A 25,494-nucleotide genomic window follows, 5' to 3' on the forward strand; every position below is an offset into this window, starting at 1 on the left:
AACTTTTTGCCTATATTTCACGAAGATTCTATATTCTTGTAATAACTTGTTCCTAATTCATTAGGAATTTATTGAAGGTATTGGTATTCTTGAAAATCCAAAAAAGTTCAAATAATTTTTTGCATCCAATAGTTTGACTGTGAACTTCTTGCAAGATTCCGTTCAGACACTATCTAATGCAAAAGAAACAGCGAACTTCTGTCAATACCCAAAACAAATAATATCAAATCCATAAAACATTTTGTACTTTACTCAAGCCTACATCAAGTATTTATCAGTTGGGTTTCTGCCCTCCAACATCCACAGTTGATTCTGAGTACCCAACACTTGGCAAATCACCGATGCCTCCAAAGGAGGTGCACAGTCTATAAAACAGGGACTTGAATCGAGGTAAGTCCAATAAGCGTTGTTGGTCAAGGTGCGGCGAGCGAGGTCACGATTTTGACCTTCAATGACAAATGCCACTTCTTTGTCTCGATATAGGCGATTGACCGCCCACATAACCCATCCAGAATAACTCAGTTCCAAACCTTGCTGAATAGACACAGTTTGAATGGTTTGCACCATTTTTCTAATCAAAATTTTGAGGCCATCCTCCACTGTTTCCACACCTTCCCATTTTTTGATTCCCAAACAGGTGAAGGCTTTACCATTGATCATTTCAGCGACGGCCAAACGGCTTTCTGCCTCGACTACCAAAAAATTGTATCCCGAATTTTTCCAATTGATACTCTCTACTGAAGTAATGAAAATAGACATACGCAATAGGTTTAGGTTGGTGACATCAAGTTTTTAATAAAATAACCCCTATGAATTCATTTTGGTTCAATGATTTAAAACCAATTGAAGAAATAAAGGGGTGCATTGTTTTTTCAAACCATTGTTATTTGACTATATAGCCCATGCTAAGTTTGGTACAACTTAAAATATTCTTTGTTGACAGAAGAAACCACTATTTTTGTAGCAAAATTTATAACGCTAAAAAACAAAACAAACAATGTCAAAAGGATTTTTCAATATTCCCTATGCTGATAATGAACCCGTATTAAGTTATGCACCCAATTCTCCCGAAAAAGCGGAATTGAAGGCGATGCTCAAAAAAATGAAAAGTGAAGAGGCTGATATGCCGATGTTTATCGGGGGCAAAGAAGTACGAACCAACAACCGAGTAGCAGTGCATCCTCCGCACGAATTGTCGCATACACTTGGCTATTTCCATCACGGCAATGAAAGTCACGTCCATCAAGCCATTGAAGCGGCAATGAACGCCAAAGAAAGTTGGGAAAGTATGCCGTGGGAACACCGTGCGGCTATCTTTTTGAAGGCAGCCGATTTGTTGGCTGGACCTTTTCGACAAAAAATCAACGCTGCAACGATGTTGGGGCAGAGCAAAAATGCCTATCAAGCAGAAATTGACGCGGCTTGCGAATTGATTGACTTTTTTCGCTTCAATGTGCAGTACATGGTCGAAATTTATGGCGGTCAACCCGATTCAGCAGAAGGCATTTGGAACCGTTCGGAATACCGTCCTTTGGAGGGTTTTGTGTTTGCGGTGACTCCCTTCAATTTCACTTCGATTGCGGCCAATCTTCCTGCGGCTCCTGCTTTGATGGGCAACACAGTGGTTTGGAAACCAGCGACTACACAGATTTATTCGGCCCATGTTTTGATGCAGTTATTCCGTGAAGCGGGGCTTCCAGACGGAGTCATCAATATGATTTATACCGATGGTCCAACGACTGGAAACATCTGTTTTTCGCACCGAGATTTTGGAGGGATTCACTTCACAGGTTCGACTGGCACGTTCAACTTTATGTGGAAAACGATTGGCGAAAACATATCGAAATACAAATCTTATCCCCGCATTGTAGGCGAAACGGGCGGCAAGGATTTTGTGATGGCGCATCCTTCGGCTGATGCACAAGCATTGATAGTGGCCTTGGCGAGAGGAGCTTTTGAATATCAAGGACAAAAATGTTCGGCTGCTTCAAGGGCTTACATTCCCTCCAATTTGTGGGGCGAAGTGAAGAAAGGCTTGGTTGAGATGGTCAATTCCTTCAAAATGGGTACGGTGGAAGATTTCCGAAATTTTATCAATGCGGTAATTGACGAAAAATCTTTCGACAATATTGCAGCCTATATTGAAGCGGCAAAAAAAGACCCAAATGTGGAAATCATTGCAGGCGGGACTTACAGCAAAAAGAAGGGCTATTTCATCAAACCTACTATCATTCACACCCAAGACCCAAAATCTGCTACAATGTGTGATGAGTTGTTTGGGCCTGTTTTGACAATTTATGTGTATGATGAAAACAAGTTTGAAGAAACGCTGGAAATACTCGACCAGACTTCTCCTTATGCTTTGACGGGTGCTATCTTTTCACAAGATCGTCAGGCAATTGTAACAGCTTCACATAAACTCCGCAATGCGGCGGGCAATTTCTACATCAACGATAAACCTACTGGTGCGGTGGTCAATCAGCAACCTTTTGGCGGCGCAAGGGCTTCTGGCACAAACGACAAGGCGGGTTCTTACCTCAACCTCGTGCGTTGGGTTTCGGCTCGTTCTATAAAGGAAAACTTCAATCCTCCGAAGGATTACCGCTACCCGTTTTTGAGCGAGAAGTAAAAAGTAAATGGGTCAGACTTTAGACGTAAGATAAAAGGCGTAAGATTTGAATATACACAATCAAATCTTGCGTCTTTTTTGTTTTGTCCTTCATCCAAAAATGAAAATTTTGCATTATCTTACACAACTATGAAAAAATTACCATTAGGCAAACAAAATTTCAAAGAAATTATTGAAGATGGATATTTGTATGTTGATAAAACCCATTATGTTCATCAATTAGTCAGTGAGGCATCTTTGTATTTTTTATCTCGTCCACGCCGATTTGGAAAATCGCTGCTTCTTTCTACGATTGCACATCTATTCAATGGAGAAAAGGCACTTTTTGAAGGGCTGCACATTGCAGAAAAGGCAGATTGGGAATGGGAAAAATTTCCTGTTTTGCAGTTTAATTTTGCCAAATTTGGGCATAAAGTTACGAACCTTACCGAACTTTTAAGTTATCAAGTAGAAGAATATGCCGAAGTATTTAATGTTCAACTTAAACATAAGGAATTATCTCTTCAATTGGAAGAATTGGTAAGTACAATTTCTGAAAACCATAAACCTGTAGTTTTTTTGGTGGATGAATACGATAAGCCGATCATTGATTTCATCACCGATAAAGTGCAAGCAAAAATAAATCGGGATGCTTTGCGAAGTTTTTTTTCTCCTTTGAAGGATTTGGAGGCTAAGGGTTGTTTGCGTTTGCTTTTCATCACGGGTGTTTCCAAATTTTCAAAAGTTTCTCTTTTCTCTGATTTGAACAATTTAACGGATTTAACCATAGACCCTGTTGCCAATACTTTACTGGGAATTACGCATCAAGAATTATCGGATAACTTTGGTTTGTATATTGAAGCGACTGCAAAAGTTTTGGACATGAGTGAAGAAAAGCTCATTGAAGGCATGAAGGAATGGTATGATGGTTATTCTTGGGATGGCGAAAATTTTGTTTACAATCCTTATTCTTTGCTCAATTTTTTTAGAAAAAAACGCTTTGGTAATTTCTGGTTCAGCACAGGAACACCCACTTTTTTGGTGCGTTTGCTGCAAAAGGAGAACGCTAAACCAAAGGATATTGAAGGCAAAATCGTAACGGAAAGTTCTTTCGATAAGTTCGACCTTGATCATCTCGATATTTACATGCTGCTGTTTCAGACGGGTTATTTGACGGTCAAAAAAACAGAACGCAGACGCTATCGGCTTCGATACACTTTGGGTTATCCGAATCAAGAAGTGAGGGAGGCGTTTACACACAACCTTTTAGAAGCTTATACGCACCAATCGCCAACGATTGTAAGTGATGCAATGGTGCGGATGGAGGATGCGCTTCAAGACAATGATTTGGAGGAGTTTATTGGCCAATTGAAGGTTTTGTTCTCCAATATTTCTTATCACCTGCTACCCAAAATCAAGCGGAAAGATGCAACTGAGGCGGATGAGGCAAAGGCTTTTGACGTGTGGGAGGGTTATTTTCAAACGGTGATTTATTTGATGACAACCTTTTTGGGTTTGGCAGTTCAATCAGAAATCACGCACCACAAAGGGCGTTTGGATTTGTTGATTGAAGCAGAGGATTATTTGTATTTGATGGAATTGAAATTGGAGGAAGACGCAGCCGATGCAATTACTCAAATCAAAAGTCGAGAATATTTGGCTTCTTACCGAAATTCTCCCAAAACGGTGGTATTGCTTGGAGTTAGTTTTGACAAGGAGGAAAGGAATGTAAAAAGCTGGAAGGCAGAGCAATGGAGGCGGTAATCACAAAAACAGGCGATAAAATCTATCGACTTTATCGCCTGTTTTGTTTGAATTTGCACTTTAAAATTGAATTTTATTTTTAAATCCTACATACCTTCAATATTGTGAAACACGTTCAATACATCTTCGTCTTCATCAAATTTATCCAATAACTTCTCCAAATCTTTTTGTTGTTCTTCGTCCAATTTGACCGTATTGGTTGGATTCTTTTCGTACTGTGCCTCCAAAAGCTCAAAACCTTTCTCTTCAATCGCTTTTTGGATGTTGCCAAAATCATTGAAGTCTGCATAAATCATGATGTATTCTTTTTCATCCTCTTCATCAGTGTATTTTTCGACTTCCTCTGCTCCGTAGTCAATCAAATCGAACTCCAATTCCTCTACATCTACCCCTTCACCACTGATTTTGAACACACATTTTTTGTCAAACATATAGTCCAAAGACCCCGTCTTGCCCAAAGAACCACCACATTTATTGAAGTATGAACGCACATTCGCCACCGTTCGAGTTGTGTTGTCCGTTGCACAATCTACAATCACCGCTACACCATGAGGCCCGTAACCTTGATAGCTGACTTCCTCATAGTTGCCCGAATCTTTCTCTGAGGCCCGTTTGATGGCTGCGTCAATTCTATCCTTTGGCATATTGACCGCTTTGGCGTTTTGTACTGCCAATCGCAATCTCGGATTGTAGTCTATCTCTGGCCCACTTTCCTTTACCGCCATTGCAATCTCTCTACCTGCTTTGGTAAATGCCTTCGCCATTTTCGCCCAACGTGCGAATTTTCTGTGTTTTCTATATTCAAATGCTCTTCCCATGATTTGATTTATTGTCAATTTATGAACTGCAAAATTACTAAGTATTGAATGAAAATTAAAACGAAAAAGCAAATACTCTAATCATACACGCAATCCTCGCCACATTCACAGTTAATAGACTTCGGCACTTCAGACAAACTGCCAGTAATGACTTCGGTGAGGTCTTGCCAATTTTGGTCGGGAAGTGTGCAGTCCGCATGTAACCAAATCACATTTTCACCAATCGGTATCAAAAAATCATTGAAACGCCAAGAGCCATTGGAAGTAGTGGCATTTTTCATGAAATCTCTGATTGCAGCAACAGCAATGTCAGAATCTTGGTATTGAAAAATTGCCAAGTAAAAACTGGCGTTCATGCTCGCATCTATGCCTTCTTCTGCCAAATAATTGTAGCGAAATGCCTTGACAATCCCGACGGTCTTCAATGGGTTGCTTTTCTCCAAATCAATGCTTTCAGAGCCTTCAAACTTGTTGTGAATATACAATTTTTGGTGAATCGCTGCAATAGAAAGCGGCTCAGTTGTATTTGCCTTCCTTTCCGAACCATCCTCCATACCTTCCGAACTATTGGTAACACAACTTGTTATAAAACATAAATACATCAAGCAGTAAAAAATATTTTTCATCACGAATTTGCCTTAACTATTTAAAATCAAAATTGTTTAACCAAAAGAAAAACAACACCATGTATAAAATAAACCTTCTAATCCTCCTTTTTTCTACCCTCCTCTTTGCCTGCACTTCTTCTACGACCACTGAAGAAGAAACTTCAACTCAACCTTCTGAAATGCTGCAACCAACAGAAAATCAAGAAATGACCACTCCAAAAAGCCCTCAATCATTGGATGCAATTTTCGACCAAATTCGAAAATTTCCCAAAGTGCAAGAACGTTCTAAATACGTGGAAAAACAATCGGATGGTAAGCGAAAATTGGAATTAAAGCTGCAACAAGAACCTTCCGCCAACGACCCTTTTTATTGGATTGAAGCGGGAGAAGACAATGGAAGCAGTTTTGTGCCTCACTTTCAGTTTGCCATTGACGAAAAAACAAAAGAGATTTTTTACTACGATGATTTGTCGGGACAAAAAATCACTCTCGAAGAATGGAACAAAATGAAGGAAATGCCTTTGGAGTAAATGAAAATTGAAAGAAGACAAACTTTTGAAGATGAACACTTCAAAATCCTGTTGCCGATTTTTTATTTTTTTAGCAATTCATTGCTCCACAAACACTTATCGTTTGTCCCGATACATAGTTGGACATATCAGAAGCCAAAAACAAACAAACGTCTGCTACTTCTTCAACGCTGCCAAAACGCTTGAGGGGAATGGATTTGAGATAAGCATCCCGTACTTCGTCTTTGAGTTCGTCGGTCATTTCGGTTGCAATGAACCCAGGAGCAACGGCATTGCAGCGAATGTTGCGTGACCCTAGTTCCTGAGCAATGGATTTGGAAAAGCCAATGATCCCTGCTTTTGAAGCTGCATAGTTTGATTGTCCAGCATTGCCTCTCATTCCTACAATTGAAGTGATGTTGATGATAGAACCTTTACGGGTTTTCATCATCGAGCGAATGCTGTTTTTGGTGAGGTTAAATACAGAATTGAGGTTGGTTTGAATGACCTCATTCCACTGTTTTTCGCTCATTCGCACAATCAAGGTATCACGGGTGATGCCCGCATTGTTCACCAAAATATCTATTGCTCCAAAAGTGCTGATTACATCTTTGCACAAACTTTCCGCCGCTTCAAAATCAGCCGCATCCGATTGATACCCTTTGGCTTCTACGCCATACCCCTTCAATTCTTCCTCCAATGCCTGTGCTTTTTCGACAGATGAATGGTAGGTAAAAGCTACATTAGCCCCCTCCTGTGCAAATTTGACCGCAATGCCACGACCAATGCCTCGTGTTGCGCCCGAAATAAGGGCAGTTTTGTTATCGAGTAATCCCATTAGATTGTTTGATTAAAGATTTGATAAAAATTGATTGTAAGTAGCTTCAATCATGCCACAAAAATACACTATTTTTTTTCTGAAAGAAGGAACTTTTCCTCCCTTAATTATTCCTCACTTTTTCTTTTTTCGTTCTTGGGTTAACTTCGAATAATTTCAGTAGTTTAGCTTCCATGATACCCTCAGTATCGGCAGACTTATTAAACGCGGGATTGTTTTTTGATAGAATCATACCCCAATTATAAGCCTTTTTTTGACTCACATTACAGTTTTTCAGTTTCGTAACACAGATTAAAGGTTTAGATTCCCAGTCAATAAAATGTTTTGTCCTGTATTTAGGCAATAAAACCACATCAAACTTCAAAACGGGCTTGCATGTCTCAAAAAAATACTGTATATTAGCAGTACCACAAATTCATAATGAAAATGACTTGAAAATGAGAACCCTAAAACTCCATTCATTCACTTTAAAACCCCTTCAAATGATGCCTAAATAATACACCAAAACAATCCCCAACCTACACCCGTCTTAGCTTACTTTCTCGCACCGACGTTCAACTGATTGATGTAACATGGAGCTTATTCCATGATTGCGTATGCTGTACCTGTTTTTTTGATGGAATTCGTTTACCCATATCCTCTTTTTACTCCAAAAAAGAGAAGTAGAGGTATCATACTTATTTTTTAACCTTTTTAAAATATACACACTTATGAGAAACAAATTGATAAGACTCCTTTTGGCAGTTATGGCTTTTGGGAGTTTGATGCTGCAATTGCAGGCGCAGGAGGCTGATTATATACCTTTTCCAAAAGAAGGGGCTGTTTGGCATGTTGCAGGTGGAGGCCATATCAATAGTGCTTTTATTAGTTATGGAGTAGTTGGAGATACCCTAATTAACGATATTTTATATGCTAAAATGTACGTGTCACCTACTTTCGATTTTGATATCAGCAACAGTGAATATTTGACTGCTTATCGAGAAAATGAACAAAAACAAGTTTGGGGTATACCTGTAGGCGCAACAGACGAACGATTGATGTATGATTTTTCTTTGCAGAGCGGAGAATCTACTACTGTTTATAATTTCGTATTTGGAGAGTATCAGTATGTAGTTGTTGATTTTATTCGTTTAGAAACCTACATCGGAATAGAAAGGAAAGTATTTGAATTAGATGGATATGTTTGGTATGAAGGAATTGGCAGTGAATTTGGTCCATTAAGAAATACAGCTTTTGTTATAGATGCTACCCAGATTGTAACTTGTGTAGAAGAAAATGATGCCTTAGTTTTTCAAAGCCCATTCGCCATAGAGTGTGATAGTTTGCCTTTGGCGATTGACGATGTACATAGGGCGGATTTATCGGTAAATATTTATCCATCTATTCTTAAATCCAATGACTTACTCAACATCAATTTGTCGGAATACTACAATCACTCCCAAACCTTATTCATCACTAATTATACAGGAAAAGTGGTGTATCAAGTTTCTTTTTCAACTCAAACACTTTCAATACCCATTTCTTTACCCAAAGGCAGCTATTTTGTTTATTCGAAAAGTGATGCTTTTGTTAGTAAGCCTGTTAGGATATTTATTTTTTAACTAATTAAATTACAATGAAATGAAAAAAATATTATTATTAGTTACTCTTTTTCTATTAACATTTTCTATTAACATTTATGCTCAAAATCAAGAGTCATTTGAATGTGTATTTTTGAATAATAATGGAAGTAATGGAATTCCTAAAACACACTACCAGTGCGGTACAAATGCAAATAATTTTATTAATAACATAAACGGTATTACAGATGTAGATAGATTATTCTATGGAAATCTCAATAGTTGGGTTCCTGATAATAATACTGCTATTCGTACAGCACCTGTAAAAACCATTCGTTTGGCGTTTCATATTTTTCAACCTACTACGCCTGACCCAAATTATTTTTTGAATACACAGGTAACCGTAGATTTTATGAATAATGTTGTTGCATATATAAATAATACAAGGTACACTTGCGGCTGGCAATCATCATGTGAACCCTCGGATCCTGTATTGGCTCCTACTCAAGAATTACCTAATTTCGACTCAAAGATTATGTTTGACTTAGGAAGCCCTGGAGAAGAAAGAATATTTTTCTATCAAGATGATATATTAAATCAATCAACTATTTCAAGTACAGCGTGTTTTAACCATATTGCACAAAATAACCCTAATTTCGACATAGATGCCCACTTAAATGTATTTTGGACTCAAGGTACTTATATGACATCAGGCGGTGGAGCAGCAGGTGGGTTAACAGGTGGAGAGTCATTTAGTAATTTAGCAACTAGGGCATTTATTTTCATGTTTACTAATGAAAGCCATGTTAGTTTAGCATCGTTGGCTCATGAACTTGGTCATACTTTAGACTTAAATCATACTTATTTAGGGGGTGGGGCAAGTGCAATTTGTGATAATAATGATGTTGATTATTTAAGTGACATATTCAGTTCCCCTTTATCTTGCCCACATGTAGATGCAAATTGGGATACATTTGATGCTTTTAGTAGTCCCACAGATAATGTAACGAATAATTTAATGGGACAATGGGCTGGCAACCATTACATCTCTCCCATGCAAGCAGGAAAAATGCACCGAGCATTGGCTTTTTCCAATATGAGAAATTATGTAGATGGTTGTCCTTACTCCAATGTTCCATTGGAGATTACAAAAGACGAAACATGGAGTTTTGACATTCGACTATACAGAGATATTATAGTTCGTTCTGGAAACACTTTGACTGTTACCTGCTCCGTTCGCCTCCCTGATAATGCAACAGTGGTTGTCGAACGAGGCGCAAAACTCATCTTAGATGGCGGAAGCATCACCAACGCTTGCGAACCCGACCCTGCCAACGGTATCACAGGAATGTGGGGCGGCATACAGGTATGGGGAAATGCAGCCAATCCGCACTGGAATGGAAACGGACAGCCCATTAGCCCTGCCGAACTATTGGCAACCAATGCAAGCAGCTATCCACAAGCACTGACCGACCATGGAGTCGTTGTATTGACCAATGGCGCACGATTGGAAAACGCAGTGACGGCTATTTCTACCAAAAACGCCAATCAAGATCCTTCTTTTCATGGAGGAATCGTTTATGCAGAAGACAGCGAGTTTTTGAACAATGGTCGAGCAGTGGAGTTTTTGCAGTTTGGGCCTGGTGCTTATCCCTTCAACGCCAGTCGGTTTGAGAACTGTACCTTCCATGTAGATCAAGATTACCACCGAGTAGGGGACTATAGGTTCGTAACTATATGGGATGTGCAATGGGAACAACCCGATCTCAATGCAGTCAATCCTGTATTTACTTTCAATGATTGCCTATTTGAAAGCCCTTTCAATCCTTGGGATGTTGCCAATGGCAAAGTTGCAATGACACATAGAGCCTTGTATGCTTTACACGCAGAGGATGCCCAGTTTTATGTAAACAGCAGCCGTTTTATATGGATGGAGATAGGAGTAGATGCTTGGGGAACGCCCAACCTCTTTAGAGATGTATGGGTGATAGGTGATAACGATTTGACGAACTACGATTTCCACGAAAACCTGTTGGGTATCCACATCAATGGTTTCTTTGAAGCGGACATTCACCATACATCATTCTTAGGACTAACAGAATCCAGTACCAATCAATTGGTATCATCGGGTATCTATTGTTTTGGAGATGATTTATTCGACATTTACGACAACAATTTCCAAAACCTTCATGGAGGTATCTTTTCTGCACGTAGTCAAGGACTTCCAAACGATATTTGGGGAAATACAGTTAGAGATGGCAACTTTGCCATCAGTGCTTTGGGCGACAACAATGGTCTTTTAATTACCTGCAACGATATGGACAGAATGAATTTCGACATTGCAGTTTTAAACGACGGAATGTTTGGTTCTATCAATCCCGTTCAAGGGGGCGGACCTGCTCCTGACGGTTCAGCAGATGCAACCATTGCGGGGAATTTATTCTCCGATTTTGTAACCTGTCCTTTTCCCGATACCCATGTCACCAATGCCAACAATGAAGACAATGCCTATTTTAGGTATATTTTCAGCACAGACAATCTGAGGTGGGTGCCGAGATGTATTACCGACCAAACTTTCCACCCTGTATTCAATTTACAATCCAACATTATTCTTCCAAATGAGGCCAATAGTTACAATGCTTGTAATCCAAATGGTGGGGGCGGTAGTCCACAAGGAGGTCTTCCTATGGGTTTTTACAATCCTTGTACCGATAAACCTTGTTTGGCAGAAATGGCAACGTATATCAATGCCGAAGAACAGCCTTTGAAGGATGGAGATGCTCAAAGTCTGAAAGATGCCATCAACAATGCACCTACAAGTGCTGCTACCAAAGCGGCATTGTTGAATGAAAGTCCTTATCTTTCGGATGAAGTGCTGACAATGGTGGTCAATCAAACAGCTATGGCAGAAAACGATGCCAAAGATGTGTTGATAGCCAATGCACCTCTAAGTCCGTCTGTATGGACAGCAATTGACGACCGACAGCCCACTTTTAGCAGCACTACTATCACAGCAATTCAACAGGCTGCCGACCCGAGAAGCCTTTCAACTCGTCAAGTATTGCAAGATTGGATAGCTACTGTAGCCCACAAACGCAATACTGCCCTCTACGATATGTTGGAAGGTCATGTCCAAACGGACAATTGGACGGCAGCATTGGATTTGTTGCAGTATGAAACGACGGATGAGGCCCATCAATTATCGGTTCGTTTGCATTTGGCAAACAACGACATCAGCAGTGCTGCAAACCTTTTGAATGTCATGCACAGTAATACTTTGGAGAATACTTACTTCAAAGACTTGCAAAACCTCTACATTGCTTTGCAGCAAAATGGCAAAACCTATTTTGACATGACGGCTGCGGAGGAAACAATGGTGCGAAACATCGCCAACTCCAATACCAAAGCTGCTGCAAAAGCGAGAAGTATTTTGACTTTGGTGACAGGCGAAACTTTTGCCTTGTTTATTCCGAGCCTGCCCAATGCTTCGAGCAAGCACTTCAATGGTATATGGGAAAGCCAACAGCGACTATTGACCCTTCAACCGAATCCAAATCGAGGAACAACTTTACTTCAATTGACCGAAGGATTGGTAGGTGAGCAAATCGAAGTAGTCATTTACGACCTTCAAGGCAAACAATGGCAAACACACCGATTTGAACCGAATCAACAAAAACAATGGCTGACGACAAACGATTTGCCCGAAGGCATGTATATTTGTGTACTGAAAGTCAATGGAGAACAGAAAGAACAAGTCAAAATGGTGGTCTTGAAATAATACCTTCTTTTTACTTAAAAAACACCTATTGGGTTTTGTTAAATCTATTTTGGATAATTTGCTCAATAACGTAGGGTTTCGAAACCCTACGTTATTGAGCAAATTAAAGTCCAATGGGTGTTTTGTTTTTTGTAAACCTTTTTTTTGACTCAATAAATGTAAAGCCGTGATTAATAAAGTTTTGTTTTGTATATATATTATTTTACTTTCTTTTCCTACAATTTCTGCTCAAGTAAATACTTTCTCCAATATCATTGATGTTACAGGCCCTGGTGGCTTTTTTACAGATTTACCAGAACAAGTGGTTTGTTTGAAAAGTGGTGATTTTATGATACTGACCCAAAGTCGTTATCCCGATGAAATACATAATCTTGTGGGGGGAATCTCCTTGACAAAAATAGATACAGAAGGAGAGTTGATTTGGAAAAAACTCTATAAATCCCCTACTCCACCTTTATCCCTTCTTCCTGCTAATTGGGGTTTATTGCCTTTACAAGATGGAGGATTTATGATGGCAGGGAGTAGCTATACCGAAACAACCAATGAGGATATGTTTTTGATGCGATTGGATTCTGCGGGCAATGAATTGTGGTTCAAACGGTATGGAGGAAGTCAATGGGAAAGAGGAAGAACATCGGGTATTTTGCAGGGGGAGGACGGAAATATTCTTTTTTTGGCAGAAAAAGGGATTTACAACGATTTGCCTACTTGGGATATATACTTGGTCAACTTTGACAAAAATGGGAAAATGATTTGGGAAAAAACGTATGGAGGAGACCAATTTGAAAGGAGCGTAGGATTTGAATTTGACAAAGATGGAGGTTTGTTGATTGGTGGACACAGCCGCAGTGCACCTGCCGAAATCAATGGAGATGGCATTTTGATTAAAACGGACAGTGAGGGAAATGTGCTTTGGCAGAAACTATTTGGAGGTAGTAGAGAAGAAGGAGCAGTACAGGCTCAAGCTACTCACACCAGAGAAGGATATATAGCGACCGTTTATATAGATACAACTTTGGTGGAAAACCAAGAACCCAAAACCGTGCATTTTACTTATGGCTTGGATGCTCAGGGTGATATTATTTGGGAACGTCATTTTGCTTCCCAAAAATTCAAAGCCCCCGATGATTTTGTAGAATTGGAAGATGGCAGCATTATCATCGTGGGCTTTGATGAAAATGTGCCTCAAATCCCCGATGAAGACAATATTTACAACATCCGAGAATCTTATGGATGGATGGCAAAATTGAGTTCGGAGGGCGAATTGTTGTGGGAAAAACACTTTTATGACGACCGAGCGATTACCCCTGTGATGGGTTTTAGAGATGTGGAACTGACCCTTGATGGAGGTTTGATCATGACAGGACAGATTTGGAACCGAAACGAGGTATATGTAGAAGAGTTGGACAGTTTGTTTGTCATTTTCAACCGAGATATATGGGTGGTCAAAACCGATTTAGATGGCTGTATGTATCCTGATTGTGGTGACAATGATGTTGTATATGTCGACATTCCCGACCTTTCCCCTTCGGTTCTTACCGCTTCCGAAGTTCCTCTTTTTCAGGTATTTCCCAATCCTACTCGACACCAAACACAGTTGTATTTTCCCAACACGAATCTATTGAAAGGGAAAGAAGTGGTGTTGGAAGTGTTTGATTTGCAGGGGCGTTTGGTTTTTGAACAAGAACTGCTAGGTGGAAAGGAACGCTCTTTTTGGGAATTGGCCGTTTCGGATTGGAGGCGAGGAATGTATGTGCTGCAATTGAAGGTCGAAGGGGAAGTAGCAGCGACGCAGCGATTGGTGGTGGAATAGGTGGTCGACTTAGAATTTTAGGCTACAAAAGTTTACAAAATTTTTGGGTTCTTTGACAATTTTTGGAAGGGCTACAGACTTCGGAAGTTTCATTTTATAAGAGATTAATTTTTAGCGAAATAGTTTGTTAATTTTTTAAACGGCAAACTTCCGAAGTCTCAAATCACAGATTTTGTCAAAGAACCAACTTTTGTGGTCTGTGTGCTAAAATTTTTTGTGTTCAATCCGCTTTTATCTCTCTCAGTTCCGTCTTTCTCTGATGGCTCACCTCTACTTCTTCCACTTGATTTGGGAGTTTAGAACTGATACCTTGTTGTACCTGTTCGGGTGAATAGCGATTGATGTCAAATTGCGGAATGTGCGTTCCCAAAACCCTACCATACGGTTTTAGGCTTTCGATATTGTCAAAAACCATTTTCATCACTGCAATGATTGGCACCGACAAAATCATGCCTGCAATGCCCCACAATGCACTACCAGCTAAAAGTGTGACAATCACCACCAAAGGATTCAAACTTACTTTTGTACCCATCACAAAAGGCGTAATAAAGTTCCCTTCCAAAAACTGGATAGTGCCATAAACTGCAATCACACCAATAGGAGCCCAAAAAGCATCGCCCGTCAGCAAGGCATAAAGCGCAGTAATAAAACCACCCATAAACACGCCAAAATAGGGAATGATACACAACAAAGCACTCACGCAGCCAAAAAATACAGCATATTTAATTCCTACAATCAATAAACCAATGCTATTGAGGGCTGCAATAATAAGAATGACCAAAAACAAACCACCTACATAGTTTTGTACCACACTTTTGATTTCACTCAAAATTTTCTCTGTCAAGGTCATTTTGTTGGCAGGAGAAATTTCGATGATGAAATTCCTGAAAATCTTGTGGTAGTAGGTCATAAAGAAAATGTAAATCGGAACAAGTGCAGCATAAAACAAAATATTGGTCGTAGTGCTAATCGTGCCTCGAACAATGGAGGTTCCTGTACTAAACAAATTGACCATATTATCCCTCAAAATATCCAATTGGCTTTCTGATGTGATGGCAAATTTATCTTCAATAAAATCTTGAATATCAAGCAAAAGATTTTCAAACTTATTGATGAGGGTAGGAATTTCGGTGATGAAACTATTGAGCTGTGCGCCAATCAAAATGATAAGTAACACAATAATAGATATAACAATGAACATTGAACTGAAAATGGCCAAACCTTCTGGAAATCCTAATTTCTCAAACTTTTGTACGAGAGGGTAAATAGCGAAAGCAATGATACTCGCCAGAAGGATGGGTATAAAAATGGTGCTCCCCATATATAGTATCATAGTGAGGGCAAGAAAGCCAAGCATCAAGTTGGCAAAATGAGTTGACCAGTAAGTGCTTCTGTTCATAAATATAGGGTTAATAGAGAGATACAACCATTTCACCTCTCTGATACTATAAAGGTTTTTCTACTTAATTAGTTCATTTTATGCCTTCATAGTTTAATTAAGCAACAAAAATAGTGCTATAAGTCTTTAAATAACTAATTTTGTACCTGTTTATTACTTCAAATAACAAAAACGATGCTGGATAAATTACAAGCCATCAAACAGCGATGGGAAGATATTGGGCAACAGCTAATAGATCCCGAAGCCATGAATGACATGAAGCGGTATGCTCAAATGGGGAAAGACTACAAAGAATTGCAGGTGTTTGTAGATGTGTATGAAAAATATAGTGATTTATTGAGTAATATTAAGAATAACAAACAAATCATACAAACAACCGATGATCCAGAATTTAAAGAAATGGCCAAAATGGAGTTGGATGAATTGTTGGAAGAACAATCCAAAATGGACGAGGAAATCAAATATTTGCTCATTCCCAAAGACCCCGAAGACTCCAAAAATGCGGTACTTGAAATTCGTGCTGGAACAGGAGGTGATGAAGCGTCAATTTTTGCAGGAGATTTGTTTAGAATGTACCAACGGTACAGCGAAACAAAGGGTTGGAAACTGGATTTGGTCAGTTTGAGTGAAAACCAAATCGGAGGTTACAAAGAGATTGTCGCAAAAATAGATGGTGACAATGTATATGGCACACTCAAATACGAATCAGGTGTTCACCGTGTTCAGCGAGTTCCCGTCACTGAATCACAAGGAAGAGTACACACTTCGGCCGCATCCGTAGCCGTATTGCCTGAAGCCGATGAAGTAGATGTAGATGTCAATCCTGCCGATTTGAGGGTAGATACTTACAGGGCATCTGGAGCGGGTGGACAGCACGTAAACAAGACAGAATCAGCCGTTCGCATCACCCACATTCCCACAGGAATAGTGGTAGAATGTCAAGATGAACGTTCGCAAATGCGAAACCGTGAGAAAGCAATGGAAGTGTTGCGTACACGTATCTACGAGAGAGAATACCAAAAACACATGGATGCCATAGCAAGTGAGCGAAAAACTTTGGTTTCGACAGGTGACCGTTCTGCAAAAATTCGCACCTACAATTATCCGCAAGGTCGAGTGACCGACCACCGAATCAAATTGACTTTATACAATTTAGATAGCATCATGAATGGTGATGTTCAGCATATTATTGACCAATTACAGATTGCAGAAAATGCAGAGAAATTGAAGTCAGGAGAATCTTTTTAATAATATAGGTTGAAAACAAAAACGTAGAAGTTTCATTTTATAATTTTACAGCCTAAAACACAACAGTAAAAAAATCATTTAACGAATATGAGTATGGAACAAATGGCTGCTGAGGCAGTGCAAGAAAAATTTTCTAAAGACAACATTCAGATTTTACTTTTGGAACGTATCCATCCAATTGCATTAGAAACCTTCAATGCCGCAGGTTACAGCAATGTAGAACTACTGGATAGAGCTTTGTCGGAAGAAGAATTGATTGAAAAAATAAAATCGGTTCGCCTAATTGGAATTCGCTCTAAATCTCAGATTACGGCAAAGGTATTGGAACACGCCAAAAAACTATTGGGCATTGGCTGTTTTTGTATTGGAACCAATCAAGTGGATTTGGAAACAGCTACTCAAGACGGCGTAGCAGTATTTAATTCGCCTTATAGCAACACCCGTTCGGTGGCAGAATTGGTGATTGCAGAAACGGTGATGTTGATGCGTGGAATTCCCGAAAAAAGTACAGCTGCACACGAAGGTCGCTGGCTCAAACAAGCAGAGGGGAGTTTTGAAGTGCGTGGTAAAACAATGGGAATCATCGGATACGGCCATATTGGTTCGCAGGTCAGTGTGTTGGCTGAATCTATGGGTTTGAAGGTTTTATACTACGATATCGTTCCTAAATTACCTTTGGGAAATGCAGAACCTGTTGATACATTGGAAGAATTGTTGAACCGTTCGGATGTGGTGACACTTCACGTACCAGCTACTTCAATGACCAAAAATATGTTCAGGGCAGAGCAAATTGCTCAGATGAAAAAAGGTGCTTTCCTTATCAATTTGAGTCGAGGTACGGTTGTTGATATTGAAGCCTTGAAAGTTGCTTTGGACGAAAAGTACCTTGCAGGAGCTGCAATTGATGTGTTTCCATTGGAACCCAAAGAAGACGGTGAACTTTTCCGCTCACCACTTCAAGGGCTTCCAAATGTAATCTTGACTCCTCATATCGGTGGTTCGACCGAAGAAGCGCAGGTAAACATCGGTAAGGATGCGGCAAACAAACTCATTAATTACCTTGAAAAAGGCACAACAGTTGGTTCTCACACCATTCCCGAATTGAGCTTGACCCCCTACAAAAATGCCCACCGTATATTGAATGTTCACCACAACGTGCCAGGTGTTTTGAGTGAAATCAACGGCAAAATGTCGGAGCATGGCATCAATATTTTGGGACAGCACTTAGCGACTAATGATAAGATTGGTTATGTTGTAATTGATGTTGCCAAATCAGGTTCACACAAGGCATTGAAGGAAATCAAAAAGATCAAACATACAATTCAAGCAAGAATATTGTATTAGTCTCTTGTGTATAAATTGAGAATTAAAAGGCCTTTATGGATATTTGGATATCTATAAAGGCTTTTTTATATCAAGCCCCTCGACTTCAATTCCAAATACTTATTAATCGTGTTCACCGTCAAATTTTGGGGGCTTGTCAAAATTGCTTGAATGCCGTGTAGCTGCAATTCCTTCACAATCTGTCGTTTCTCGAAGGGAAACTTTTCGGCAATGGTTTTTTGGTAGGATTGAACCATTGACCAAAGATGAGTGTTTTTAATTTCTACAGGTTAAAATCTATTAAAATGATTAACAAATCAACAGCTTACAAGCATATCTATTTGCAAAAAAGTGGACAAGCTTACATTGAAGGAACAAGAACCAAAGTCACTGAACTTATAGTAGAAAAACTGGCTTATGGTTGGGATGCAGAAGCATTGTCATTACAGCATGATTATTTGACTTTAGGACAAATCTATTCTGCATTGGCATTTTATTATGACCATCAAAAGGAGATGGATGAAAGTATTCAACAGGATTTGAAAGTCTTCGATAGAATGGCAAAGAATGTGAAAGAAAGTCCTTTGGTGACTAAGCTTAAATCAGCAAAAACATGGTAGGTTTCTATATGGATGTTCATATTCCAAGAGCAATTACCAATGGTTTGCGAATCAGAGGAGTTGATGTTTTGACTGCACAGGAAGACAATGCAACAACTATGGAGGATGCTAAAATTTTAGATAGAGCAGGAGTTTTAAATCGTATCGTATTTTCATTTGACAACGATTTTCTCAAAGAGGCACATAGCAGACAAATGGAGGGCTTTAATTTTGTAGGTGTTGTCTATGCACATGCTTTGAGGGTTACTGTTGGAGAATGTGTGAGGGATTTAGAATTAATAGCTGAATTGGCAACACTTGAAGAAATGGAAAATCAAGTAGTTTATTTGCCCTTATAGAATGATTAAATCAATCCCCTCGACTTCAATTCCAAATATTTATTAATCGTATTCACCGTCAAATTTTGCGGACTCGTCAAAATCGCTTGAATGCCGTGTAGCTGCAATTCCTTTACAATCTGTCGTTTCTCAAAAGCAAACTTTTCGGCAATGGTTCTGACTCATGGATATTTTTAGTGGAGCAGTTAAAGACTTTTGTAGTTTTCTTTTGAGAGTATACTGATTTTCAAACATTCCATATCTTTAAGAATAAACTACAAAAGTCTCATTCCACTAAAATCTTCGATGAACCATGGTTCTTTTATAGGAATGAGCTAACTTATTGAACCAATGAATGATCTTGACTGTTTGATGAAAGTAATAGCAATTTAATAAATAACAATGAATACTTTCCAAAATATACAACCGATTCTTACAGACCTAAAGCAATCATTACAAACATTGTATGGAGAACGTTTGGCTTCACTGATTCTTTTTGGCTCTTATGCCCGAAACGAGGCACGAGAAGACTCTGATATTGACATATTGATGGTATTAAACGATGACGAAATTGCTCCTTTTACCGAAATTGACAAAATTAGTGACATTACTTTTCAACTGCTATTGGACAAAGGAAAAGTCATTCAAGTAGTACCTACCAACAAAGATAAATATGAACATCAATTGAATCCATTGTATATACAAATCAGAAAACAGGGCATATTGTTATGACAAATACTTACGTTATTTTGATTTCTAAAGCTCAAGAAAACCTTGAAGATGCAACTTTTCTTTATGAAGAAAGAGGTAGTAAGGAATCGGCTGTTTCACGGACATACTATTCGATGTATTATGCAACGGAGGCTACTTTGCTCACCAAAGGAGTAGTCGCTCATTCTCATAGTGGGCAAATTGCTCAATTTAGTTTGCACTTTATCAAGACAAATGAAATACCCCTCGAATATGGCAAAATGTTGGGCAAAGCATTGGAAAAAGACAATTGTGTGATTATGAGATTGAAGCAAATATTTCAGATATTGAGGTAGAACAAATTTTAGAGGATGCTAAATTATACATTGAGTTTCTTAAGAAATTTCTGGAGGATAGAGGTTTCTTGTAAAAAATAAGTCAAACAAAACTCTCCGCCTCTTCATCTCTGCGTTCAAACTCCAAAACCGCAAAAGAAAAACCTCTGTGCCTCCGAGCCTCAAATCAATCCCCTCGACTTCAATTCCAAATACTTATTAATCGTATTCACCGTCAAATTTTGCGGACTTGTCAAAATTGCTTGAATGCCGTGTAGCTGCAATTCCTTCACAATCTGTCGTTTCTCAAAAGCAAACTTTTCGGCAATGGTTTTTTGGTAAATCGGTAGAACACCATCGGCAGGAGCTTCAAGAAGTTCCTTAAGTTCGGTGTTTTCGAAGAAAATCACCACCACCAAATGCCTTTTGGCAATTTTGCGGATAGAAGGAAGTTGCCTTTGAAGGGCAGAAAGGCTCTCAAAATTGGTAAACAAAAGTAGGAGACTTCGGCGGTTGATTTTGTGGCGGATATTGGCGTAGAGTTTTTCGTAGTCCGACTCCAAAAAGCGGGTTTGTAGGTTGAACAAACCCTCTTGAATCGTCCGCATTTGCCGCATTTGATTTTTGGCGGGGAGGAGAATGCCCATTTTTTCGGCAAAAGTCACCAAGCCCGCTTTGTCGCCCTTTTTGATGGCAATGTTGGAAATCACCAAACTCGCATTGACAGCATAATCCAAAAGTGACATCCCTTCAAAGGGCATTTTCATGACACGTCCACTGTCAATAATCGAGAAAATTTGCTGCGATTTTTCGTCTTGAAATTGATTCACCATCAACTGATTGCGCCGAGCAGTTGCCTTCCAATTGATGATGCGGTAATCGTCGCCCATCACATATTCTTTGATTTGCTCAAACTCCATGCTGTGACCAATACGGCGTATTTTTTTGATGCCGTATTCCAGTTTTTGGTTAGAAAAGGCAATCAACTCAAATTTTCGCATTTGCAGAAATGAAGGATAAACAGGCACCATTTTATCCGCCGAAAAAACATAGCGTCGGTTGACAAGCGATAGGGGAGAAGCCACCAACACATTGAGCGCACCAAAATGATACTCACCTCTTTCGGTCGGTCGGAGTTGATAGACAATGCTTTTTGAAGCCGCTGTTTTCAGATTTTCGATGAATGAAACATCCCGTCTTTGAAACTGAAAAGGCAGTTCGTCAATGATTTGGGTTTGTATGTTGAAGGGATAGTAGTTTTCGAGGTAAATGTGGACATCATTTTGGTCGCCATTGGAGAACAATTCGGGCGTTTCTCGATAGCCAAAAAGTCCCTTTTTGATTCGGTACAACAATGTCATGTCTATCAGCAATCCCAAAACCAAAGCAAATACTGCGAGTTTGGCTATACCCAAGAGCGCAGGATAGGAGTAGGCGAGCATAAATAGCAGCACCACTAAACCGAGTAGTACAAAAAAACGTTGGTGAATAAACAAGCTTTTAAAAAATGAAAGCATGGTTTTGGTTTTTAGCACAAAAGGCGTTATTTTAGCGACCAACTAAATTTATTTACAAGAATGGGTCAAGTTATCACTTTTAGCAACCACAAAGGCGGTGTAGGTAAAACTACTTCGACGGTCAATGTTGGGGTTGCACTATCCGAAATGGGGCAAAAAGTCTTGTTGATTGATTTAGACCCACAAGCGAATTTAACGCAAAGTTTTGGTATCACCAAAGTCAACTTCAATATCTACGAATCACTCATTGGTCGCTATGAACTTCGATGGACTTCCATCACCGAAAATTTGGATGTTGTGCCTTCCACTTTAGACCTTTCGGGAGCCGAAACAGAATTGGTTTCAGAACCGGGGAGGGAGTTTATTTTGAAGGAGCTGATAGAAGCTATCAGAGATCAATACGATTTTGTATTGATAGATACACCTCCTTCTTTGGGGTTGCTGACTGTCAATGCTTTGACGGCAGCTGATGCGGTGTATATTCCCCTTCAAGCGGAATATTTAGCATTGCAGGGATTGACCAAATTGACATCGGTTATTCGCAAAATCCAGAAAAGACTCAATCGAAATTTGCAGCTTGGAGGGGTATTTCTTACCCAATACGATAGCCGAAAAATACTGAACCGAGAAGTAGCCGAAATGGTTTCTAACTACTTCAAAGACAAAGTATTCAAAACCAAAATTCGGGATAATGTGGCATTGGCAGAAGCTCCCTCTTTGGGCAAAGACATCTTCAACTACAACAACAAAAGCAATGGCGCAAAAGATTATATGAATCTATCGAAGGAGATTTTGAAGCGAAATCAGTAGGTTTACTTTGAATAAACTTCCCCTTTGTACACAAAGACTTCGGAAGTTTTACTTTAGAAGAGGATAGCCTTGAGGGAAATAACTTTTGATTTTTTAAAAGGCAAACTTCCGAAGTCTCACACCATAAATTTTGACAGACGACGGTTTTATTTCGGATATACCTCTCCTTTCACCGCCCTCATTGTGTTTTTAATCAACGAAATAACGGTCATTGGCCCAACACCTCCAGGAACAGGAGTAATCGCACTACATTTTGGAGCGACCTCGCTGTATTTCACATCACCCGCCAATCTATAGCCACTTTTTTTAGAAGCATCTGCCACACGAGTTGTACCCACGTCAATAATGACCACCCCTTCTTTCACCATATCGGCAGTCACATATTCGGGAATCCCCAAAGCCACAATCAAAATATCGGCGTTCAAGGTGTGTTTCTTCAAATCTTTCGTTCGGCTGTGACAAACCGTCACCGTTGCATTGCCGGGATAACCATTGTTTGACATCAAAATGCTCACAGGTCGGCCCACAATATTGCTGCGGCCCAAAACTACACACTCTTTGCCTTGTGTTTCAATTTGATAATGCTCCAAAATCTGCATGATGCCATAAGGCGTAGCGGGTAAAAAACAAGGCACATTTTGCGCCATCCGACCTACGTTGATAGAATGAAAACCGTCCACATCTTTGCGGTGGTCAATCGCTTCAATCACCTTGTCCACGTCAATGTGTTTGGGAAGCGGCAATTGAACAATAAAGCCGTCAATATCTGCATCATTGTTGAGTCTTTCGACTTCACTCAATAGTGCTTCCTCCGAAATTGTGTCAACATGTTTGACCAATGAAGATTTAATCCCCAATTGCTCACACATACGTACTTTATGCCCCACATACGTTTCACTCGCTCCATCACTACCCACCAAAATGACTGCCAAATGCGGCTGTTTGCCACCGCTTGCCACCCATTCTGCTACTTCTTCTTTTACTTGTGCCTGTATGATTTTGGAAAGATCTTTTCCACTAAGAATTTGCATATCTTTTTAGTGTTAATATGTTAAGGTTTTGCGGTGTTAATGTGTTAAGGTTGTTTGTATTGGTGTTTTGAATTTTTAAATATCAAATATCAAACCTCCCTAATCATCATTCAACTTCAATACCGCCATAAATGCCTTTTGAGGAACTTCAATGTTCCCAATTTGGCGCATTTTTTTCTTACCCTTCTTTTGTTTCTCCAGCAGTTTTCGCTTACGAGTAATATCCCCACCATAACACTTTGCAGTCACATCCTTACGCAAAGCACTGATGGTTTCACGAGCAATCACCTTTGCACCAATTGCAGCTTGAATCGCAATCATAAATTGGTGTCGGGTAAGTAATTCCTTCAATTTGACACACAGTTTACGTCCCAATTCGTAGGCTTTAGAACGGTGAATCAAAGCTGAAAAAGCATCTACTTTCTCCCCATTCAACAGAATATCCATTTTCACCAAATCAGCTGGGCGGTAGTCATCCATTTGATAATCAAATGACGCATAGCCGCGAGAAATGGACTTCAATCGGTCATAAAAATCAAAAACGATTTCGGCAAGAGGGAGGTCAAAACTCAATTCTACCCGAGTTTCGGACAAGTAAATTTGATTCTTCAATTCCCCCCGTTTTTCGATACAAAGCGTCATAATACGCCCAATGTATTCGGGTTTGGTGATGACCTGAGCAGAAATAAAAGGTTCTTCGATATGATCGACCAGAGTAGGGTCAGGCATGTCGGTTGGATTGTTGATAGGAAATCGCTCACCCTTCCTGTCTAAATAAAAATAGCTCACGTTTGGAACAGTGGTAATCACTGTCATATCAAACTCTCGCTCCAAGCGTTCTTGCACGATTTCGAGGTGCAACATACCCAAAAAACCACATCTAAAGCCGAATCCCAAAGCCAAGGAAGTTTCAGGCTCATAGACCAAAGAAGCATCATTGAGTTGCAACTTCTCGAGAGAATCCCTCAAATCTTCATAGTCTTCGGTATCCATCGGATAAATACCTGCAAATACCATTGGTTTTACATCCTCAAATCCTTGAATAGAAGGGGCAGGGTCATTTTCGTGGGTAATCGTATCTCCGACCTTGATTTCTCTTGATTCCTTGATTCCTGTAACTATATAGCCAACATCACCTGCCAACAATTCCTTTTTAGGTTCCAAATCCAAGCGTAAAATTCCTATTTCATTTGCTTCATAAGCCTTACCTGTATTCACAAATTTGACGGAATCGCCTTTCTTTAGCTTTCCGTTCAAGATACGGAAATAGGCAATCACTCCCCGATAGGAATTGAACATTGAATCAAAAATCAATGCCTGCAATGGTGCATCAACATCTCCCTTTGGAGGTGGAATCCTATTGATAATGGCATCAAAAATGGCATGGACATTTTCGCCTGTTTTGGCACTTACAGGAATGATATCCTCCAAATTACAACCAATCAAATCAATAATTTGGTCGGACACTTCCTCAATCATTGCCCCGGGCATATCGATTTTATTGAGAATCGGAATGATTTCTAAGTCTTGCTCAATGGCCAAATAAAGATTGGAAATAGTTTGTGCCTGAATCCCTTGTGCGGCATCTACCAACAACAATGCTCCTTCACATGCTGCAATTGCTCTCGACACTTCATAAGAAAAGTCGACGTGACCCGGTGTGTCAATCAAATTGAATACATAGGGTTGTCCATTATGAATATAATCCATCTGAACAGCATGACTTTTAATCGTGATACCCCGTTCTCGCTCCAAATCCATATTGTCAAGGAGTTGGGCTTTCATGTCACGCTGCGCCACAGCGGAGGTAATTTCTATCAACCGATCTGCCAAAGTACTTTTGCCATGGTCAATATGTGCTATAATGCTAAAATTTCTAATATGTTTCATACGTTCTGCAAAATTACGT

General features: G+C 39.6%; 22 protein-coding genes. 13 read left to right on the forward strand and 9 right to left on the reverse strand.

From position 1 onward, the window contains the following. Positions 1 to 258: 258 nt before the first annotated feature. Positions 259 to 759 carry a hypothetical protein gene (locus R3E32_27745; protein MEZ4888549.1) on the reverse strand — a complete coding sequence of 167 codons (501 nt, stop codon included), beginning with the start codon at positions 757 to 759 and terminating at the stop codon, positions 259 to 261. Positions 760 to 997: 238 nt separating this feature from the next. On the opposite strand from R3E32_27745, the gene pruA reads away from it, so the two are divergent. Beyond that, positions 998 to 2,629 carry an L-glutamate gamma-semialdehyde dehydrogenase gene (gene pruA, locus R3E32_27750; GenBank protein MEZ4888550.1) on the forward strand — a complete coding sequence of 544 codons (1,632 nt, stop codon included), beginning with the start codon at positions 998 to 1,000 and terminating at the stop codon, positions 2,627 to 2,629. A 129-nt stretch (positions 2,630 to 2,758) separates the two neighbouring features. Continuing rightward, positions 2,759 to 4,372: an AAA family ATPase gene (locus R3E32_27755; protein MEZ4888551.1), complete on the forward strand. Its 1,614-nt coding sequence runs from the start codon at positions 2,759 to 2,761 to the stop codon at positions 4,370 to 4,372. A gap of 86 nt (positions 4,373 to 4,458) precedes the next feature. Here R3E32_27755 and R3E32_27760 read toward each other — a convergent pair whose 3' ends face one another. Continuing rightward, complete coding sequence (locus tag R3E32_27760) at positions 4,459 to 5,190, reverse strand: YebC/PmpR family DNA-binding transcriptional regulator (protein ID MEZ4888552.1); 732 nt, start codon at positions 5,188 to 5,190, stop codon at positions 4,459 to 4,461. 77 nt (positions 5,191 to 5,267) lie between these two features. Next, complete coding sequence (locus R3E32_27765; protein MEZ4888553.1) at positions 5,268 to 5,792, reverse strand: hypothetical protein; 525 nt, start codon at positions 5,790 to 5,792, stop codon at positions 5,268 to 5,270. Between the two features lie 83 nt (positions 5,793 to 5,875). Between R3E32_27765 and R3E32_27770 the strand changes: the two genes are divergently transcribed. Further along, positions 5,876 to 6,328 carry a hypothetical protein gene (locus R3E32_27770; GenBank protein ID MEZ4888554.1) on the forward strand — a complete coding sequence of 151 codons (453 nt, stop codon included), beginning with the start codon at positions 5,876 to 5,878 and terminating at the stop codon, positions 6,326 to 6,328. 70 nt (positions 6,329 to 6,398) lie between these two features. Here the strand turns inward: R3E32_27770 and fabG are convergent, their stop codons facing one another. Next, positions 6,399 to 7,145: a 3-oxoacyl-[acyl-carrier-protein] reductase gene (gene fabG, locus R3E32_27775; GenBank protein MEZ4888555.1), complete on the reverse strand. Its 747-nt coding sequence runs from the start codon at positions 7,143 to 7,145 to the stop codon at positions 6,399 to 6,401. Between the two features lie 710 nt (positions 7,146 to 7,855). Between fabG and R3E32_27780 the strand changes: the two genes are divergently transcribed. From R3E32_27780 to R3E32_27790, 3 genes are all read left to right on the forward strand, one after another. Then, entirely contained in the window at positions 7,856 to 8,746 is an 891-nt protein-coding gene (locus tag R3E32_27780; GenBank protein MEZ4888556.1) for a hypothetical protein, read from the forward strand. 19 nt (positions 8,747 to 8,765) lie between these two features. Next, positions 8,766 to 12,482, forward strand: a complete 3,717-nt coding sequence (locus R3E32_27785) for a T9SS type A sorting domain-containing protein (GenBank protein ID MEZ4888557.1) — start codon at positions 8,766 to 8,768, stop codon at positions 12,480 to 12,482. Between the two features lie 166 nt (positions 12,483 to 12,648). Then, positions 12,649 to 14,295, forward strand: a complete 1,647-nt coding sequence (locus R3E32_27790; protein MEZ4888558.1) for a T9SS type A sorting domain-containing protein — start codon at positions 12,649 to 12,651, stop codon at positions 14,293 to 14,295. Between the two features lie 220 nt (positions 14,296 to 14,515). Here the strand turns inward: R3E32_27790 and R3E32_27795 are convergent, their stop codons facing one another. Beyond that, entirely contained in the window at positions 14,516 to 15,694 is a 1,179-nt protein-coding gene (locus R3E32_27795; GenBank protein MEZ4888559.1) for an AI-2E family transporter, read from the reverse strand. A gap of 174 nt (positions 15,695 to 15,868) precedes the next feature. On the opposite strand from R3E32_27795, the gene prfA reads away from it, so the two are divergent. Continuing rightward, positions 15,869 to 16,942 carry a peptide chain release factor 1 gene (prfA, locus tag R3E32_27800; protein MEZ4888560.1) on the forward strand — a complete coding sequence of 358 codons (1,074 nt, stop codon included), beginning with the start codon at positions 15,869 to 15,871 and terminating at the stop codon, positions 16,940 to 16,942. 93 nt (positions 16,943 to 17,035) lie between these two features. After that, complete coding sequence (serA, locus tag R3E32_27805) at positions 17,036 to 18,286, forward strand: phosphoglycerate dehydrogenase (GenBank protein ID MEZ4888561.1); 1,251 nt, start codon at positions 17,036 to 17,038, stop codon at positions 18,284 to 18,286. A 65-nt stretch (positions 18,287 to 18,351) separates the two neighbouring features. Here the strand turns inward: serA and R3E32_27810 are convergent, their stop codons facing one another. Beyond that, positions 18,352 to 18,522 carry a hypothetical protein gene (locus R3E32_27810; protein MEZ4888562.1) on the reverse strand — a complete coding sequence of 57 codons (171 nt, stop codon included), beginning with the start codon at positions 18,520 to 18,522 and terminating at the stop codon, positions 18,352 to 18,354. A gap of 48 nt (positions 18,523 to 18,570) precedes the next feature. On the opposite strand from R3E32_27810, the gene R3E32_27815 reads away from it, so the two are divergent. The 4 genes from R3E32_27815 (at position 18,571) to R3E32_27830 (ending at position 20,248) form a co-directional block, all read left to right on the forward strand. Then, positions 18,571 to 18,885, forward strand: coding sequence for a DUF433 domain-containing protein (locus R3E32_27815; GenBank protein MEZ4888563.1), 315 nt, complete (start codon positions 18,571 to 18,573; stop codon positions 18,883 to 18,885). Beyond that, complete coding sequence (locus R3E32_27820) at positions 18,879 to 19,223, forward strand: DUF5615 family PIN-like protein (GenBank protein ID MEZ4888564.1); 345 nt, start codon at positions 18,879 to 18,881, stop codon at positions 19,221 to 19,223. Before R3E32_27815 ends, R3E32_27820 begins: the two co-directional genes overlap by 7 nt. A gap of 381 nt (positions 19,224 to 19,604) precedes the next feature. Next, a complete protein-coding gene (locus R3E32_27825; GenBank protein ID MEZ4888565.1) occupies positions 19,605 to 19,934 on the forward strand; it encodes a nucleotidyltransferase domain-containing protein in 330 nt (109 codons plus the stop codon). Further along, the gene (locus R3E32_27830) at positions 19,931 to 20,248 is read left to right on the forward strand and encodes a HEPN domain-containing protein (protein ID MEZ4888566.1); all 318 of its coding nucleotides are present in this window, start codon (positions 19,931 to 19,933) and stop codon (positions 20,246 to 20,248) included. Before R3E32_27825 ends, R3E32_27830 begins: the two co-directional genes overlap by 4 nt. Positions 20,249 to 20,409: 161 nt before the next feature. Here R3E32_27830 and R3E32_27835 read toward each other — a convergent pair whose 3' ends face one another. Next, complete coding sequence (locus tag R3E32_27835; GenBank protein MEZ4888567.1) at positions 20,410 to 21,744, reverse strand: DUF58 domain-containing protein; 1,335 nt, start codon at positions 21,742 to 21,744, stop codon at positions 20,410 to 20,412. A 60-nt stretch (positions 21,745 to 21,804) separates the two neighbouring features. Here R3E32_27835 and R3E32_27840 point away from each other — a divergent pair, with 60 nt between their 5' ends. Further along, on the forward strand, positions 21,805 to 22,554 hold the full coding sequence (locus tag R3E32_27840) for a ParA family protein (GenBank protein MEZ4888568.1): 750 nt from the start codon (positions 21,805 to 21,807) through the stop codon (positions 22,552 to 22,554). A 146-nt stretch (positions 22,555 to 22,700) separates the two neighbouring features. On the opposite strand, the gene R3E32_27845 is transcribed toward R3E32_27840, so the two are convergent. Further along, positions 22,701 to 23,585 (reverse strand): tetrahydrofolate dehydrogenase/cyclohydrolase catalytic domain-containing protein, encoded by an 885-nt coding sequence (locus tag R3E32_27845; protein MEZ4888569.1) that lies wholly within the window; start codon positions 23,583 to 23,585, stop codon positions 22,701 to 22,703. 99 nt (positions 23,586 to 23,684) lie between these two features. Further along, positions 23,685 to 25,475 (reverse strand): translation elongation factor 4, encoded by a 1,791-nt coding sequence (gene lepA, locus R3E32_27850; GenBank protein ID MEZ4888570.1) that lies wholly within the window; start codon positions 25,473 to 25,475, stop codon positions 23,685 to 23,687. Positions 25,476 to 25,494: the final 19 nt, after the last annotated feature.

This window comes from Chitinophagales bacterium, from assembly GCA_041392475.1.
In the GTDB taxonomy this organism is placed as follows: Bacteria; Bacteroidota; Bacteroidia; order Chitinophagales; family UBA2359; genus JAUHXA01.